The sequence below is a fragment of the Sphingomonas hankyongi genome, assembly GCF_023516575.1.
Taxonomy (GTDB): Bacteria; Pseudomonadota; Alphaproteobacteria; order Sphingomonadales; family Sphingomonadaceae; genus Sphingomicrobium; species Sphingomicrobium hankyongi.
In genome coordinates, this window is the sequence record NZ_JAMGBE010000003.1 from 447,162 (window position 1) to 463,048 (window position 15,887).

Genomic DNA, 15,887 nt, shown 5'->3' on the forward strand with positions numbered 1-15,887 from the left:
CCCTTGGCACGAGGCGGTCGCGCCCGCTAGCAGGCGGTCGTGGCAAAAGCTGGCTCCATCCCCCGTTACAAGCGGCAACGACGCCGCCAACCGCGATCACCGATCGCGCGACTCATCGGCTGGATCGTGAAGCTAGTCGTCGCTTTTTTCGTCGTCTCGATCCTCTGGGTTCTCGCCTACCGATTCGTACCGCCCCCCATCACCGGCACGATGCTTGGAGACGTTTTCGCCGGGCGCGGCCTCACGAAGGATTGGATGTCAATCAACGAGATCGACCGCGACATGGTCCGCGGCGTGATTGCAGCCGAAGACAGCAAGTTCTGTTCGCATAACGGCTTCGACATAGAAGCCATTGAAGATGCGATGAAACGTAACGCTTCAGGTGGACGAATCAGAGGCGGCTCAACGATTAGCCAACAGACCGCGAAGAACGCTTTCCTGTGGCAGGGCGGCGGCTATTTCCGTAAAGGACTCGAAGCCTGGTTCACGTTCCTCATCGAGCACCTCTGGGGCAAGCGCCGGATCATGGAAGTCTATCTCAACGTCGCCGAAACCGGCATCGGGACCTATGGCGTCAACGCCGGCTCGCAACGCTATTTCGGCCATGACGCGAGCGCCATGAGCGCCACGGAAGCAGCGCGAATCGCTGCCGTTCTGCCCCTTCCAAAGAAGCGGGGTGCCGTCGCTCCCAAAGGCTTCACGCGGCGATACGGGAATACGATCAGCGCGCGGATTGGTGTCGTCGGCCGCGATGGCCTCGACGCATGCGTCTACCGGGGGACGAAGGCCCCGGCGAACAAGGCGCCTCCGCCCGTAAGCAAGGCGCCGCGACCTTTGCCGGGTGAGGAGTATGAAAGCGCAAAGGCGCTGCCGCCGGTCGAAAATGTCGTGCAGGAGTTACCGCCGGCGTCGACGGAGCCCCTGGTCGTAAACGAGCCAACGCCCGCCGAGCCTCAAAACCCGGTCCAGATACCTCCGCCATCCGAACAGCCTCAGGATCCCGCGAACGGCGTCTAGCCCTGCGCCGAACGGTTCGCGAACTGCCTTCGCGAGCGGAACGGCGCCTCTTCCCTGACCGTTGAACCCCCAAATTCAGCCAAGGAGGAATAGTATGGCAACGCGTACCCAAAGCCGCCAATCCAATCGGGCAACTTCCAACCGCAGCTCCTCGCCGCGCCCGGCTTCGAGCCAATCCCGAAGCCGCGATAGCCGCAGCGCCTTTTCCTGGGGCGACGGCGCGGGTCCGGTTATCGCCGCAGCACTTGGCGGAGTGGCGATCGGGTTGGCTGCAAATTACGGTCGCAAGGCGCTGATGCAGGGCATGGAAGCCGCCGTTGGCGATTGGGACGAGATCCTCTCAGCAGAACATGACGTGGGCCTCGCCGTCTTCGACAAGATGCTCGCCACCGATGAGAGCCAGACGTTCAAGCGCAAGATGCTGCTGATGAAGCTCACCCATGCGCTCGACAAGCACGCGCACCAGGAAGAAATGGTCGTTTATCCGGCGCTGCGCGAAGCCAATGAGGCAGTCGACGCCGACCACCTTGAAGGCGAGCACGGCTACATAAAGACGTTCATTTACGATCTGAACGAGATGGGCCCGGATGCCTCCAACTGGCTCGAAAAAGTGCGGGAGTTCCGGGCGCTCGTTTCCAAGCATGCGCATATGGAAGAGGAGCAGGTGTTCCCGCGCTTCAAGCAGGCCCTGAGTGAAGAACAGAACGCGCGGATCACGAGCCTCGTGAATCGCGACGGCTTCTGGATGGCCTGACGCCGTTCAGCCGACGAGGGCGAGCTTCGGCGCTTCCTGAAGTGACAGGTCGACGCTCCCCTCCCCGGTTAGGAGCTCGATCCTGGCCGCAAGCTCGCCATCGAGGGCAAAATCGCGCCCCGCGATGATCGAAGCCTCGCGGGCCGAGCTTATGGGAACGACAAACCTGACCAGGCCATTGCTGCCGCGAACTGCTTTAAGCTCGGAAACCAGCCTCTGGATGACCGATGCGTCTGTAACTCGCACCGTCATTTGCAAGCGCGTTCGCTTTGCCAGCTCCGCCAGCGGCTGAAACCGCTTGATCGTTACGCGCGGCGTCTCGTCGCCGGCGCGGCAGTCCAATTCAACGCCCAGCAAACCGCACAGCCCCTCTTTCGCCGCGCTTTCGAGCGCCGCGCATACGTCGTCGTCGAATGCCGTGCAGACGAATTGGCCGGAACTATCGCTGAGCGTCGCCATCATATACCGGCGACCCTTGGCTGAAACGCGCCAGCGGCTGTCTTCGACCAGGCCGGCCATCGTCGCCCCGACACGCTCCCCTTCTGCAATCCGCGTCTCGGCGATCTCCGCGAAGGTGCGCACCTTGTGAGCGGCAAGGACGTGGCGATGCGTGTCGACCGGATGAGCGGAGAAATAGAAGCCAAATGCCTCGCGCTCCGCAGACATCCGCTGCGCAAGAGACCATGTGGCATCTCGCGGCATCCGAATGGGCGCGGCTTCCGCTGAGTTGACTCCAAACAGCCCGGCTTGGCCACTCGTGCGCTGGTCGTGGGCGCTTGCAGCATGCGCCAAAATCGTCTCGGCCGCAGCGAACACCGCCGCCCGATCGGGCTTGATGCTGTCGAATGCGCCAGCCGCGGCAAGGCTTTCAAGCTGCCGCCGATTGAGCAAGCGCGGATCGATGCGGGCCGCGAAGTCCTCCAGGCTCGAGAAAGGTCCGCCGCGCTCGCGCTCTTCGACGAGCGCGTCCATCGCCTTCTCGCCGACACCCTTGAGAGCCCCGAGCGCATAGCGAACCGCATCGTTTTCCACGGTGAAATGGGCGCGGCTGGCGTTGATGTCCGGCGTCAGGCAGGCAACGTCGCCGCGACGCAAATCTTCTACGAAGATGCCGAGCTTGTCGGTCAGCGCCATGTCGAAGCTCATCGAGGCCGCGTAGAACTCCGGCCGGTGATGCGCTTTCAGCCATGCGGTGTGGTAGGCGACGAGAGCATAAGCCGCAGCGTGGCTCTTGTTGAAGCCGTAGCCGGCGAACTTGTCGATCAAGTCGAACAGCTCATTGGCCTTGGTAGCCGGGATTTGGTGGTGCTCCGCGCAACCTTCGACGAAGGTGGCTCGCTGGGCGTCCATCTCAGACTTGATCTTCTTGCCCATTGCCCGACGGAGCAGGTCGGCGCTTCCGAGCGAATAGCCGGCTAGCACCTGCGCCGCCTGCATCACCTGCTCCTGGTAGACGAAAATGCCGTAGGTCTCGGCAAGAATGCCTTCGAGCAGCGGGTGCGGATATTCGATTGGGGCCCGGCCGTTCTTGCGGTCCCCGAACAACGGGATGTTGTCCATGGGGCCCGGCCGGTACAGCGCAACGAGGGCGATGATATCCTCGAACTTCGTCGGCCGGACCGCTGCCAGCGTGCGCCGCATGCCTTCGGATTCCAGCTGGAAGACCCCGACCGTGTCACCGCGCTGGAGCAACTCGTAAACGGCATCGTCATCCCAGCGCAGGCTGGCGAAATCTATGTCGATCCCCTGTTCCGCCAGTAACCGCTGGCCCTCCTTCAGGACCGACAGGGTCTTGAGTCCCAGGAAGTCGAACTTCACCAGCCCCGCCGCCTCGACATATTTCATGTCGAACTGGGTCACCGGCATCTCGGAGCGCGGATCGCGATAGAGCGGCACCAGCTCGTCCAGCGGCCGGTCGCCGATCACCACGCCTGCGGCATGGGTAGAGGCGTGGCGGGGAAGCCCTTCGAGCTTCATTCCCAGGTCGAACAAGCGCTTGACGTCCTTGTCGCTTCGATATTCGGCCGCAACCTCGGACACCCCGTTGAGAGACCGCTCCAGCGTCCATGGATCGGTCGGATGGTTCGGGATCAATTTCGCAAGTCGGTCGACCTGGCCATAGGGCATCTGCAGTACGCGGCCCGTATCCTTGAGTACCGCACGCGCTTTCAGTCGCCCGAAAGTGATGATCTGCGCGACCTTGTCGCGGCCGTACTTGCGCTGGACGTAGGCGATGACCTTGTCGCGATGGGTTTCGCAGAAATCGATGTCGAAGTCGGGCATCGACACGCGTTCCGGATTGAGGAACCGTTCGAACAGCAGGTTCAGCGCAATCGGATCTAGGTCAGTAATGGTGAGCGCCCACGCAACGACCGAGCCGGCGCCCGATCCGCGGCCCGGGCCCACCGGTATGTCATTGGCCTTCGCCCATTTGATGAAGTCGGCGACGATCAGGAAGTAGCCGGCAAACCCCATGCCGACGATGATTTCGAGCTCATAATCGAGCCGGTCGAGATAGGCCTGACGATCTTCGGCGCTGCGGTCCTTCAGACGCTCGGCCAAGCCTGCATGAGCGTCGCGCCGAAGCTGTTCGTCCTCGTCCTCTCCGAGGCGGGGCAGGATCGGCTTCCGCTGAGGAGCCGCCACGGCGCAGCGCTGGGCGATCACGGAAGTGTTGGCGAGCGCCTCGGGGAGGTCGGCGAAGATCTCGGCCATCGCGGCCCCGTCCTTGAGCCAGGCCTCCGCCGAGGAGGAAATCCGGTCGGCCGTCTCCACATAGGCAGAATTGGCGATGCACAGCATTGCATCATGAGCGGCATGGAAGGACGGGTCGGCATAGGCCGCGGGATTGGTCGCCACGATCGGCAAATCGCGATCGTAGGCGAGATCGATGAGCGCCTCTTCCGCGGCCTCTTCCACGCGATCGCCGCGTCGGCTGATCTCGATGTAAAGGCGATCGGCGAACAGCGCGCTCAACTCATCGAGATAAGCTTCGGCAGTGCTTCGTTGCCCGTCGGCGAGGAGACGAGCCAGCGCCCCTTCCGCTCCTGCGGTGAGAGCGATCAGCCCCTCCGAATAACTTCCAAGCTGATCGAAGGCGACATGAGGATCCTCTTCGACGGGACGGTCCAGGTGCGCGGACGACACGAGCTTGCAAAGGTGTGCATATCCCGTTTCGTCCTTGGCCAGCAGCGCGAGCCAGTCGATTCCCGCTTCGCCGCCGATCGCCGACGGACGAGAAATGGCCATCATGGTGCCGATGATCGGCTGGACGCCTTTCGAAAAACAGGCGTCGCCGAACGGCATCGCGCCATAGAGGCCATTGCGATCGGTGAGCGCGACCGCAGGAAAGCCCAGCTTCGCTGCACGTTCCGCAATGGTTTTTGGCTCGATTGCCCCTTCGAGCATCGTGAACGAAGAGAAAACGCGCAGCGGAACGTACGGCTGAGTCACCGCGATACTATGGGGTCACGGCGCCAACCCGGAAAGCTTTCTCGGCTTACTTATCCACGATTTAGCGGGGCGGCTGCCAACGACCTGACATGATGTCGCTGATTTCTCGCATCCGCCCCCGGTAGGCGTCGGCTATGCATCCGTTGGTCTGGCAGGAATCGCGATACGAAAGGAAGCGCGAGCGAGTCCGCTGCAGGATCGAACGTTCGTTCGGGCCCGCGATGCCTAGTGCGCGATTGAATTGCGCGGCCATTTGGCGGTCGAGAGTGGCCAGCCCCGCATCCGAGCAAACGGCTATCTCGCCGCGCGTGCCTGCGTTCCCACAATCGAAGCTCGGCCGGGTGTTGACGGCCCGAGGCTCGCTCCGGGGCGCCATCGGCGCTGCGGGCTGCGCTTCGGGTTGCGGGGCCAGGGGATCTGCCGGCGATACGACATTCGCGTCCGGACTCGCCGGTTGAGCAGCCGGCTCGGCGATCCGCGCCAGGGTCGCAAGTGGGGTGATGATCGGATCGGCATTGCGCAGCAGGACCACGGGGCCGCTATCGTCCGTCGCCTGTTGTACCGAATAGTCGACTTCTGCGCTGACTGTGCGCCGCCCGCCGACCACGGCGACGCCAAGCGGCAGGTCCAGCGAGAGGGAGCCGGAGCAATTGACGGCGCCCGTGCCGCTGTCTTCGCTCTCCATCACCGGATTTTCCATGCGTAGCGTCGCGTAGGACGACAGCCGGTCGAACGCGGCCTGGTCGCTGCCGCGCACCTGGGCAGCGCGGCGGAACAATTCGCGCTTGATCAGGTCGTAAGTCGCCTTCTTCGAGCAAAGCTTGTCCGGATCGGATGCCGAGCTTGTCTCCGTCGAGGGGTTGATAAGCTTGTCCTGATCTTCGTTTCGGGTGGTGGTGAATAGCCAAAGACCGAGAAGCAGCAGGAGCAGCACGCCCAGAGCGATGAAGACAGGGCTGATACGCCGCCCGCCGCGATCGACGACTGTCATATTGGTCTCGGCTCCATTCGGGCCGCGCCGTACTGGCCACTCCGGCTCGCTGCCGCGATCAGCGCCGTTCATCTACGCACTCCCTCCTCAACACCCGTCGCAACGCAGCCGAGGCCCCGAAGGATGCACTAATCGAGATGCCCCTCGTGAAGACGGACCACACGATCCATTTTGGCGGCGAGGCGCTCATTATGCGTGGCGACGAGCGCGGCGCTCCCCTCGCCTCGAACCAGTCCTAGAAACTCGGCGAGGACCTTGTCGGCGGTATTCTCGTCGAGATTGCCGGTAGGCTCGTCGGCGAGCACCAGCGGCGGCTTGTTCGCGAGCGCACGAGCCACCGCAACTCGCTGCTGTTCACCGCCGGAAAGCTTCGACGGTCGATGCTCGAGGCGCTGCGACAGGCCGAGCGCGCCCAATAATTGTTCGGCGCGGGCGCGGGCGGCTCCGGGATCCGCATCGCGCACAAGCTGCGGGAGGACGACATTCTCGAGCGCGTTGAACTCGGGAAGCAAGTGGTGGAATTGATAGACAAAGCCAAGCAACTCGCGCCGGAGGCGCGTGCGACCGTCATCGTCCAGTTCTGCAGCCTCCTGCCCCGCAAGGCGGATCGACCCCTCGAAACCACCTTCAAGGAGCCCCACGGCCTGGAGCAAGGTCGACTTTCCTGATCCTGACGGACCAAGCAACGCGACGATCTCTCCGGGGGCAACCTCGAGGTCGACGCCACGAAGCACTTCAATGGTAACGTCGCCCTGCGTGAAGCTGCGCTTGAGCCCGCGGGTCGCAAGCACGGGCTCACTCATAGCGGAGCACCTGGACGGGGTCCGTGCCCGCCGCTTTGTAAGCCGGATAAAGCGTGGCGAGGAAGGAAAGGATCAAGGCGGTCAGCACAATCGCAGTGACCTCGACTGGGTCGGTCTTGCTCGGCAGATCCGTCAGGAAGCGTACCGAAGGATCCCACAGATTTTGTCCCGTCACGACCTGGATGGCGTCGACCACATTCTGCCGGAAGAACAGGAAGATCGCGCCGAGGACGATCCCGAGGAGGATTCCGAGAGAGCCGATCGTGACGCCGACGGTAACGAATACCTTCATCATGCCGCGCCGGCTTGCCCCCATGGTCCGCAGGATCGCGATGTCACGCGTCTTGGCGCGCACGAGCATGATCAGCGACGAGAGGATGTTGAAGACCGCCACAAGCACGATCAACGACAGGACGACGAACATGGCCACGCGTTCGACCTCCAGCGCCTGGAAAAGTGCCGAGTTCATCTGCCGCCAGTCGACGATGATCCCGCGACCTTCCACGAGCGGCCGGAGCGGTGCCAATATCTCTGATACGCGGTCTGGGTTCGAAGTCTGGATTTCGACCATCCCTACCTGATCGCCGAGCATCAACAGCTCCTGAGCGTCCTGCATCGGCATGATGACGAACGCCTTGTCGTAATCGTAGACCCCGACCTCGAAGACCGCGCCGACCGTGTAGCTGACGATGCGCGGGACTGTCCCGACCACCGTGGATCGGCCTTCGGGGCTGATCAGGCTGACCTCGCTGCCGGGAAAAGCGCCAAGCGTATCAGCGAGCCGAGACCCGATCGCGATCTTCCCGCTGCCCGGCGTAATCGCCTTGATGTCTCCGGCAAGCACGTTCGACGTGATTGTCGGATTGCTTCGAATATCCTGGACGCGCAGGCCGCGGACGAGCACGCCTTCCACCCGTCCATTGGACGAAGCCATCAGCGGCTGCTCGATTAAAGGCAGTGCGGATGTGACACCCGGCGTCTTCCGAGCGGTGTCGGCGATCCTTTGCCAGTCCGGAAGGCGCCCCTCATACCCCTGGACGACCGCATGGCCGTTCAGGCCGACGATCTTGTCGAACAGTTCGGCGCGGAAGCCATTCATCACGCTCATCACGATGATCAGCGCGGCCACGCCGAGAGCGACCGCGATCAGGCTGATGGTCGCGACGAGGAAGATGAACCCCTCCCCCTTGCCGGGAAGTAGATAGCGCCGGGCGAGCATTCGCTCCGCACGGTTGAGAATCATGAAGTCAGCCTCGCCAATGCGGATTCGAGGCTCAACTCCTCACGCTCGCCGGTTGCCCGCTTCTTGAGCTCCACCGTACCTGCGGCGATCCCGCGCGGACCCACGATGATTTGCCACGGCAGCCCAATCATATCCATCGAGCCGAGCTTGACGCCGCCGCGCTCGTCACGGTCGTCAAACAGCGTCTCAATCCCCGCCCCCGTGAGATCGCCATAGAGCTTTTCCGCGGCAGCAGCGCTCGCTTCGTCATCGGCGCGCATCGTGATGAGGCCGACCTGCCACGGGGCGACGGCCTCCGGCCAGATGATACCAGCGTCGTCGTGACTCGCCTCGATGATTGCGCCGACCAGGCGCGATACGCCGACGCCATAGCTGCCCATCATCGGAGTGACCATGCTTCCGTCTCGGCCCGAGACCTTCAGGCCCATCGCGGCTGAATATTTGTCGCCGAAGTAGAAGATGTGACCCACTTCGATCCCGCGGCCGGTCCGCTGCCTATCAGCGGAGATCCCGCTCCACCGCTCTTCATCGTGCGTCTCGTCAGTCGCGGCATATGTCGAGTTCACGCGTTCGAAGAGGCCCTGCAAGCCCGCGGCGTCATCGTACCGGAGATCGGACTGTTGCCAGTCGAACTCCTCATAGGCGGCATCGTAGAAGACCTCGCTCTCCCCCGTCGGTGCAAGCACGATGAATTCGTGGCTCAGATCGCCACCGATCGGCCCCGATGCCGCCTTCATGGGTACGGCCTGGATGCCCATCCGCTGGAAGGTGCGCAGATAGGCGAGCATCTGTGTGTAATAGCTTTGCCGCGCTCCGGCTTCGTCGAGATCAAAGCTATAGGCGTCTTTCATCAGGAACTCGCGCCCTCGCATGACGCCAAAGCGGGGACGAACCTCATCCCGGAACTTCCACTGGATGTGATAGAGCGTGCGCGGCAGGTCGCGATAGCTCTTCACTTCATCCCGAAAGAGCACCGTGATCATCTCTTCGTTCGTGGGACCGTAAAGCATCTCACGCTCGTGCCGGTCCCGGATCCGCAGCATCTCCGGACCATAAGCGTCGTAACGCCCGCTCTCACGCCAGAGCTCGGCCGACTGGAGCGTCGGCATCAACATTTCAAGCGCGCCGGCGCGGTCCTGCTCCTCACGAACGATCTGCTCGATCTTTTTCAGGACGCGAAATCCGAGCGGTAGCCACGCATAGATTCCAGCCGCCGTCTGGCGCACCAGCCCGGCGCGCAGCATGAGCTTGTGACTGACGATCTGAGCGTCGGCCGGACTCTCCTTGAGAACCGGCAAGAAAGCACGGGACCAGCGCATGGTCCGGCGCTCTAGGGGGCCACTCTACGGCTGGCAACCACACCCTTGTGTGGCTCGCTCGACACAGGAGTCGCGGAAATGCAGCGATATGCGATTTCAGCGGTGACAGTCCGGCGGTCCGGGAATAGCAAGCCTTGTCCGAACAGCTGGCTCTTGGGTCGTGGTTCGGGATGCAGCGGGCGCTAATGGGGACACTCGCTGTCACACTCCAAGGGGGCTGACGAGCAATCGTCACGCAGGACGCCCGGATCGCTCGACGGTCCGGGCGTTTGCTTTATCCCGAAGTGGACTGCTTTGGCCCCCCGTTGGATGCCGGGCCGGATAGGCGTAGAACGACCGGCAGCTTGGACCGAACGGGAGGTATGCCATGCGCATGACCAAAGCTTTCATCTTCGCTGTCGCTGTCACGCTCGCTGGAACGCAGGCGGGCGCGCAAAATACTACGGACGCCGGAAACGCCGCGGACGTGGCCGCCGAGAACGCCGCGAGCACGACTACGAATGACGTCTCGGCGCCTTCCGCGGTACCTCCTGCTGACGCGAATGCCCTGGAACCGATCGACAGCAATACGGGCGAAATAGACAGCACCGATATGGGAACGCCGCCGCCCGTGGATGAAGGGGGCCGAAGCTTTCCATGGGGCTTGCTCGGCCTTCTGGGATTGCTCGGGCTTATCCCGCGGTTGCGCGGCGGCAGATAGCAATACGTAACCGTTCCCCTTCGCGGAGCGCGCTGCCATAACCCGTGGCGGCGTGCCGGGGAGTGCGGATGACGGAGCGGAAACCAGGGATTGGCACCAAGCTGGTGGAAGGCGGCCGCCGAAAAGAATGGCGCGGACGGCTGGTGACGCCGCCTGTGGAGCGTGCATCCACCATCCTGTTCGACAGCGTTGCCGACTTGGAAAACGGCACGCCTCGCCTTGGCGAATACCGCTACGGCCTGCAGGGCACCGCGACGCATTGGGCCCTTTCCGAAGCGTTGACACAGCTCGAGCAGGGCGCAGCAGGAACTGCGTTGTTCTCGTCCGGCCTGTCAGCGATCACGGGAACGTTGCTCGCTTTGCTTTCTCCCGGCGACGAGCTCCTTGTCACCGACAGCGTCTATGGGCCGACCCGACGCTTTTGCGACACGATCCTGAAGCGGTTCGGCATTGTCACGACTTACTACGCGCCCCTCATAGGCGCCGACATTGCAGACCTCATCACGGAACGTACCCGAGCCATCATCCTCGAAAGCCCGGGCTCGCACACGATGGAAATTCAGGACGTGCCCGCAATATGCGCGGCGGCGGCCGACAGAGACGTCGTGACCGTAATCGACAACACCTGGGCAACGCCCCTTTTCTTTCCGGCGCTTTCCGCTGGCGTGGACATCACCATCCTGGCGGCAACCAAATATGTCGCCGGACATGCGGACCTTCTCCTCGGTACCGCAACTGCGACGGCCAAATATTTTACGCGCATCCAACGGACCGCCTGGGACCTGGGCCACGCTGTTTCCGCAGACGATGCCTGGCTCGCCCTGCGCGGACTTCGCACGATGGCTGTCCGGCTGAAGCAGCATCAGGAAAATGCGCTGACCGTGGCGGGATGGCTGAAGCAGCAACCTCGAGTCGGTCAGGTCCTGCACCCAGCTCTGGCTGACTGTCCTGGCCACGAACTTTGGTCTCGCGACTTCAAAGGCTCATCCGGCTTATTCTCGTTCGAGCTGACAGGCGCGAATGATGCGGAACGGGCCGCGTTCGTCGACCGGCTCGACATGTTTGGTATCGGTTACAGCTGGGGAGGCTACGAAAGCCTTGCGCTACCCGTAAATCCCATTCGGACCGCTTCGACGGCGCCGGCGGACAATCTTATTCGGCTGCACATCGGGCTCGAGGATCCCGATGACCTGATCGCCGACTTGGCCGCTTCTTTCGCGGCGATGTAGGCCGGAGCGCATCACGCGCCGGGAACGATCGCATCGGGCTTGTGATCGGCCCATCCCTTGATCTGGATCCCAAGCGCTCGTCCAAGCTGCTGCGGGACATCGGGGCTTTCGATATCGATCTCGATGAAGCGATCGTCGGTCGCGAAGTAAGCGCGACAGGCGTCAAAGTGATTTTCGATCCACGTCACCAGTTGTTCCCGAGTGGCGCCAGCACCCGCGGGGAGCCCGGGAATCTCCGAGCGCTCGAGCCGGGTCTGCATTCCGCGCCAATTCATCAAGCTCTCGCAGATGGCCTCGGGCCTGCGATAATTGAGCACGAACAGGCACGTCGGATGCGCGCGGCGGATTGCTCTCAGAACAGCGAAATCGAGGTTGGGCCAATAATTCATGCCTCGCCGGGGAAGGCAGACGTCCGCTTGCGTGATAGCGTCATAGCCTTGGAGATGCGCGAACGGGTCCAACCCGTTCACCACCGCATGGTAGATGAGTTGCCCAACGAACCGATATTTGTCGTCCTGCCAGTGCGCCGCTTTGAGGCCACTGGTCTCGAGAGATCGGGTTAGACTGGTGGTGCCTGATTTCGGGAAGCCGATCGCCATGAGTTGCATGCCGTTCGTCGATAAAGAGCGCCGTTCGTAGGTCAAATGCCGCGTTCGTCTAAGAGGGGCATCTCTCCAATATTGCACTCAATGACCGGCGCACGGACTCCAGGGTGTACGGATCATCCCGATCCGGGGGAGCGCCCTCCCGCTCGAAATGAGGTCGCTCATCCATCGAGCGGCCCCATTCGATGTCCGCCTCCCCAACGATCTCGCTCAATCGGTTGTCCGAAGCGAGAACCTGACCGCAGAATGTGCTTATCGCGGTCAGCGGACGGTCGAGGTGTTGCAGGAGAAGCCTGCTGCCGTTGAGATGGCGGCAGAGCACGACCTTGAGCGCTCCCGAAGGATCGACGAGATTGGAGCCCAACCAGGTGCTGATCTCATTTTCGGCCTGCTGCTGAGGCGAAACGGCCGATGCGCCTTTCATCGCGCCGGGGCCGGCCATGCGCCCTAATGCTTCTTCGGGAGTAAACCTTCGCCCTTGCCGGATCTCGCGCTCGATCTCGGCATCGGTGACCGGCTTGTCGTCACCCTGCATTTTGCTCGCCGGGTGTCAGCAATAATAAACGCCGGCGGCGCAGCGCCTCGCGGTGCGGCGCGCTACTCCCGCGACACTGACCGGAGTCAACGGACGGCCCACTCGGGCCTCCGCCGGAGTAACCAGGCTGAACGATTGCGTCGCGGTAATCTCGTTCGCGGCCTCTGAGCCGAAGGAAATGACCACTGCCGCCAGCAGAATGGTCCGAAGCTTGGTCATTGCGATGCTCCCATCCTGTAGTTCTCCGGCAGGTCGCTGGTTTCCTTCAGAGCCTCCAGGTCCTTGGCGTCCAGCTTCTTGGCGCCAGCCGGCGGCGTGAACGCGAAGTCGGACTGGCCGACTCCCGACCCGGCCTTCCATTCACGGATATTCAACGTGAATTCGGGGGCTTGATCGACCTGCTTGCTGGTGATCACGTAGCGGCAAGGATAGGGCGTCCCGCCCTGCGCGATCCAGATTTGCCAGTCGGTCTCCTTGGCGCGGAACGCGATATGATCGCATTCCTTCCCGCCGATCACGCCCGAGCCGAGATCCTTCACATCGGTCACGTCGCTCATCAGCGTGCCATAGACGTCCGATCCCAGCAGATCGGCCCCCGGAAGCTGCCGGTGAAACTTGTCTCTCAACTGGTCGATCAGATTGTCTACCGTGCCCGGCGCTTCAGCCTGGATGTAGGCGTTCTGCCCCTTGCCCAGGAACGATACGGTCTTCCCGTCGAAAACCATCTCGGTATCGGAAAAGCCCGACTGGCGGGTGGTGTGGATCTTGTCCGGACGGTTCAGCAGGACGGTCCCGGAGGTCGCGAGCTGAAGCTTTTGCTGGTCCTTGGTGACCACTTCGAAGATCGAATCGTAGCTGAGCGAAATTGTTTGCTGTGCCGCGAGATAATCCGACATCGCCTTGAGCAACGCCTTGGCATTCTTCGCAGACTGATCTTCGGCCCCGGACGGCTGCTGCGCCGCAGCCGGCTCGCCTGCATTCTGCGCCGTTCCCGCTGGCTCGGCCGCATTCTGCTCCCCTGCGTTACCCTGCCCGCCCTGCGAACAGGATGAAAGACCGGCAGCCATGGCCAATGCCGCAGCGGAAAGTAGCGTGTCCCGGATGGTTGTCTTCATCGTGGGATCCTCTTCTTTGAGGCGAGAGAATCACGAGGATTGGTTCCATCCCGGACGGATCCAGGCTGTTACCAAAGCGAAGGACAACCGTAGCCATCAGCGCCGGGCGAAATATCGGGGGAAGTACCAGTGGGACTACGGTTAAGCCGTAGCCAAGCCGCGATCAGGGACCGAATTGTTCGAGGTTGCGCCTGATTTTTTCATCAACAGCAGCGTCTGCCGCGGCCGCGGCGTCACTTTTCTTTTGGGCATCGGATTTGAGGCGCCCGCTTCGCTCTTCGGTGGTCTCTGACGTGCGCTGCTTTCTCATGGCTTCGGCTCCCACCCCCTGGGCGACCGGCTAGCAACAATGGCGAGGGCCGCCACAATGTAGGTTAAGGCGGGCAAGCCGCTGCTTTTGTGCCTGTCTGCCGAAGTCAGTGAGATGGTAGCGGAGGAGGGACTTGAACCCCCGACACGCGGATTATGATTCCGCTGCTCTAACCAGCTGAGCTACTCCGCCCCATTCGGGTAAATCCGGCGTTTCGCGACGCCGGGAGCGCGCGATATAAGTGCGTGACCCCAGCCGGTCAACGCGGAGGAACCGCTTACGGCTGCTCTCGTTGAGCGTTGAGATGATGAGGCTCGAATGGACCCGCTGACACCGCTCGATACGCTCTGCAGGATCATCCTGCGCGCGCGCGAATATGAAGCGCAGACCGCTACCGACTATGATGGCGGCGAGGCTGCAGACAATGTGGACGATGAGGACGAAGGCACGCTTTCCGTCCTCGACGACACAATCAACGACAGCGTGGAGGAAGAGCTGCGCGCCGCCTTCGAGGATCTCGGAGAGGATCAGCTCGCCGAAGTCATCGCCTTCTGCTGGGTCGGCCAGGGGACCTATGAAGCGGGAGACTGGGACGAGGCTATCGCCGAAGCGCAGGATCTCGTCAGCGAGGGGAGCAACGGTGCGGTCGAAGAGCTGATGGATCAGCCTATGCTCGCGTCCGTGCTGGAATCGGGTCTCGCCGCTTTCGACCTCAGTTGCGACGGCATCGGCGACCTGAGCTAGCCGCCGCGGAAGGGATAAACGGCCAACGTCTCCCACGGCCCGTCGCGGTATCGATGCAGCCCGAGGCCCGCGATCGCCAGCGCTCTAGGCAAAGGCATCTTCTGAAGGCTTGAAAGCAGTTCGCGGGCGGCTTTCGGCGTCACCTTGTTCTGGACCGTAACGTGCGGCCGCCAGCCGGCTGCGTCCTGTGCGCTCAGCAGGCCATGGAAGTCGGCCGAGAGTTCTCGACGGATTGAATCGAGGTCATCGGAGACCACACGAAAGGCAACGCCGCCTCCGAGATCCATGAGGCCATCGACCCGCGCAACCGGCCTTCGGCCCGCAGCCAAGCCAGCGAGGCGGCTGCGAATCTCCGGCTCGGCCGATGGAGGAAGCGCGTGAAAGATGGTGAGATGCGCAGGAACGCGGTTGCGCTCGGTCGGATAATGCATCGCGCGAAGCCCGTTGAGCCACGCGAAATCGTCGCGGCCCAGCTCGGCAGTGACGATCAGCGCGCCGGCCATTCGTCCTTTTCTATCGTCTCGAGCCTATCGAACTCCTCGGCCGAGCCCTCGGCAAATAGCGCGCCGTCTTCGACATGCGCTCGGCGCCACGGAAGACGGCGCAAGGTTTCACCTACCCCGCCGACTCCTCCTTGAGAGACCACGACATAGGCAAGGCGGCCGCTGCGGCTTCCAGCCATTGCATCGATGCAGTTGCCGATCTGGTCGCCGCCGCATTTGACGCTCCCATGGGTCAGCAGGGACACAGGGAACAAAGCTTCGCCCGGAGTATCCTCGCTCGCCTCCGCGGCCGAGCGCGCGCCCTCCTCGACCTTCGCCTGCCGGCCGAGCCAGCGCCAGATTCCGAATATGTTGAGGATCGTCAGGACGATGTTCGTCCAAACAAGCGCGGGTTGACTCGTGGAAAGCCCGGCCGCGAGCCAGGACAGAGAGCCAAGCAGGAACACGCAGAAGCCGTAGCCGGTGATCCGTGAGCCGAGGTTAGCGGCAGTCATCGATGCGGCAATTATGGTCGCGACGGTCGCAACCCACGAGATGGTATCAGCCATAGACGCGGGGAATGCGCG

At 62.6% G+C, this 15,887-nt stretch carries 15 protein-coding genes, 1 tRNA gene and 1 pseudogene; 5 read left to right on the forward strand and 12 right to left on the reverse strand.

What is annotated here, in order from left to right; translation table 11 throughout:
* Window positions 1-102 precede the first annotated feature (102 nt).
* Window positions 103-771 (forward strand): annotated as a pseudogene (gene mtgA / locus LZ538_RS10705) (monofunctional biosynthetic peptidoglycan transglycosylase); the annotation flags it as partial.
* A 340-nt stretch (window positions 772-1,111) separates the two neighbouring features.
* A complete protein-coding gene (locus LZ538_RS10710; RefSeq protein ID WP_249831999.1) occupies window positions 1,112-1,771 on the forward strand; it encodes a hemerythrin domain-containing protein in 660 nt (219 codons plus the stop codon).
* Window positions 1,772-1,777: 6 nt separating this feature from the next.
* On the opposite strand, the gene dnaE is transcribed toward LZ538_RS10710, so the two are convergent.
* From dnaE to proS, 5 genes are all read right to left on the reverse strand, one after another.
* Complete coding sequence (gene dnaE / locus LZ538_RS10715; protein ID WP_347402765.1) at window positions 1,778-5,224, reverse strand: DNA polymerase III subunit alpha; 3,447 nt, start codon at window positions 5,222-5,224, stop codon at window positions 1,778-1,780.
* Window positions 5,225-5,285: 61 nt separating this feature from the next.
* On the reverse strand, window positions 5,286-6,287 hold the full coding sequence (locus LZ538_RS10720) for a lysozyme inhibitor LprI family protein (protein ID WP_249832000.1): 1,002 nt from the start codon (window positions 6,285-6,287) through the stop codon (window positions 5,286-5,288).
* 56 nt (window positions 6,288-6,343) lie between these two features.
* Window positions 6,344-7,018, reverse strand: coding sequence for an ABC transporter ATP-binding protein (locus LZ538_RS10725; RefSeq protein ID WP_249832001.1), 675 nt, complete (start codon window positions 7,016-7,018; stop codon window positions 6,344-6,346).
* A complete protein-coding gene (locus LZ538_RS10730; RefSeq protein WP_249832002.1) occupies window positions 7,011-8,261 on the reverse strand; it encodes a lipoprotein-releasing ABC transporter permease subunit in 1,251 nt (416 codons plus the stop codon). Before LZ538_RS10730 ends, LZ538_RS10725 begins: the two co-directional genes overlap by 8 nt.
* Window positions 8,258-9,580, reverse strand: a complete 1,323-nt coding sequence (proS, locus tag LZ538_RS10735; RefSeq protein WP_249832003.1) for a proline--tRNA ligase — start codon at window positions 9,578-9,580, stop codon at window positions 8,258-8,260. The genes LZ538_RS10730 and proS overlap by 4 nt, the downstream gene beginning before the upstream one ends.
* Window positions 9,581-9,947: 367 nt before the next feature.
* Here proS and LZ538_RS10740 point away from each other — a divergent pair, with 367 nt between their 5' ends.
* Both LZ538_RS10740 and metC read left to right on the forward strand, forming a co-directional pair.
* Window positions 9,948-10,280, forward strand: coding sequence for a hypothetical protein (locus LZ538_RS10740; RefSeq protein ID WP_249832004.1), 333 nt, complete (start codon window positions 9,948-9,950; stop codon window positions 10,278-10,280).
* Window positions 10,281-10,348: 68 nt separating this feature from the next.
* Complete coding sequence (metC, locus tag LZ538_RS10745) at window positions 10,349-11,509, forward strand: cystathionine beta-lyase (RefSeq protein WP_249832005.1); 1,161 nt, start codon at window positions 10,349-10,351, stop codon at window positions 11,507-11,509.
* Window positions 11,510-11,520: 11 nt separating this feature from the next.
* Here the strand turns inward: metC and LZ538_RS10750 are convergent, their stop codons facing one another.
* The 5 genes from LZ538_RS10750 to LZ538_RS10770 all read right to left on the reverse strand — a co-directional run bounded on the left by LZ538_RS10750 (window position 11,521) and on the right by LZ538_RS10770 (window position 14,266).
* On the reverse strand, window positions 11,521-12,108 hold the full coding sequence (locus LZ538_RS10750) for a sulfotransferase family protein (RefSeq protein WP_249832006.1): 588 nt from the start codon (window positions 12,106-12,108) through the stop codon (window positions 11,521-11,523).
* Window positions 12,109-12,166: 58 nt separating this feature from the next.
* On the reverse strand, window positions 12,167-12,649 hold the full coding sequence (locus LZ538_RS10755) for a hypothetical protein (protein ID WP_249832007.1): 483 nt from the start codon (window positions 12,647-12,649) through the stop codon (window positions 12,167-12,169).
* Window positions 12,650-12,664: 15 nt separating this feature from the next.
* On the reverse strand, window positions 12,665-12,868 hold the full coding sequence (locus LZ538_RS10760; protein WP_249832008.1) for a hypothetical protein: 204 nt from the start codon (window positions 12,866-12,868) through the stop codon (window positions 12,665-12,667).
* Window positions 12,865-13,764 carry a DUF2092 domain-containing protein gene (locus tag LZ538_RS10765; RefSeq protein WP_249832009.1) on the reverse strand — a complete coding sequence of 300 codons (900 nt, stop codon included), beginning with the start codon at window positions 13,762-13,764 and terminating at the stop codon, window positions 12,865-12,867. Before LZ538_RS10765 ends, LZ538_RS10760 begins: the two co-directional genes overlap by 4 nt.
* 425 nt (window positions 13,765-14,189) lie before the next feature.
* Window positions 14,190-14,266, reverse strand: a tRNA-Met gene (locus LZ538_RS10770).
* Between the two features lie 126 nt (window positions 14,267-14,392).
* On the opposite strand from LZ538_RS10770, the gene LZ538_RS10775 reads away from it, so the two are divergent.
* Window positions 14,393-14,818 carry a DUF3775 domain-containing protein gene (locus tag LZ538_RS10775; RefSeq protein ID WP_249832010.1) on the forward strand — a complete coding sequence of 142 codons (426 nt, stop codon included), beginning with the start codon at window positions 14,393-14,395 and terminating at the stop codon, window positions 14,816-14,818.
* Here LZ538_RS10775 and LZ538_RS10780 read toward each other — a convergent pair.
* Together LZ538_RS10780 and LZ538_RS10785 are read right to left on the reverse strand one after the other, a co-directional pair.
* On the reverse strand, window positions 14,815-15,321 hold the full coding sequence (locus LZ538_RS10780) for a 2'-5' RNA ligase family protein (RefSeq protein WP_249832011.1): 507 nt from the start codon (window positions 15,319-15,321) through the stop codon (window positions 14,815-14,817). The two genes, LZ538_RS10775 and LZ538_RS10780, sit on opposite strands and share 4 nt — an antisense overlap.
* Window positions 15,306-15,869, reverse strand: a complete 564-nt coding sequence (locus LZ538_RS10785) for a PRC-barrel domain containing protein (protein WP_249832012.1) — start codon at window positions 15,867-15,869, stop codon at window positions 15,306-15,308. Before LZ538_RS10785 ends, LZ538_RS10780 begins: the two co-directional genes overlap by 16 nt.
* Between the last annotated feature and the right edge of the window lie 18 nt (window positions 15,870-15,887).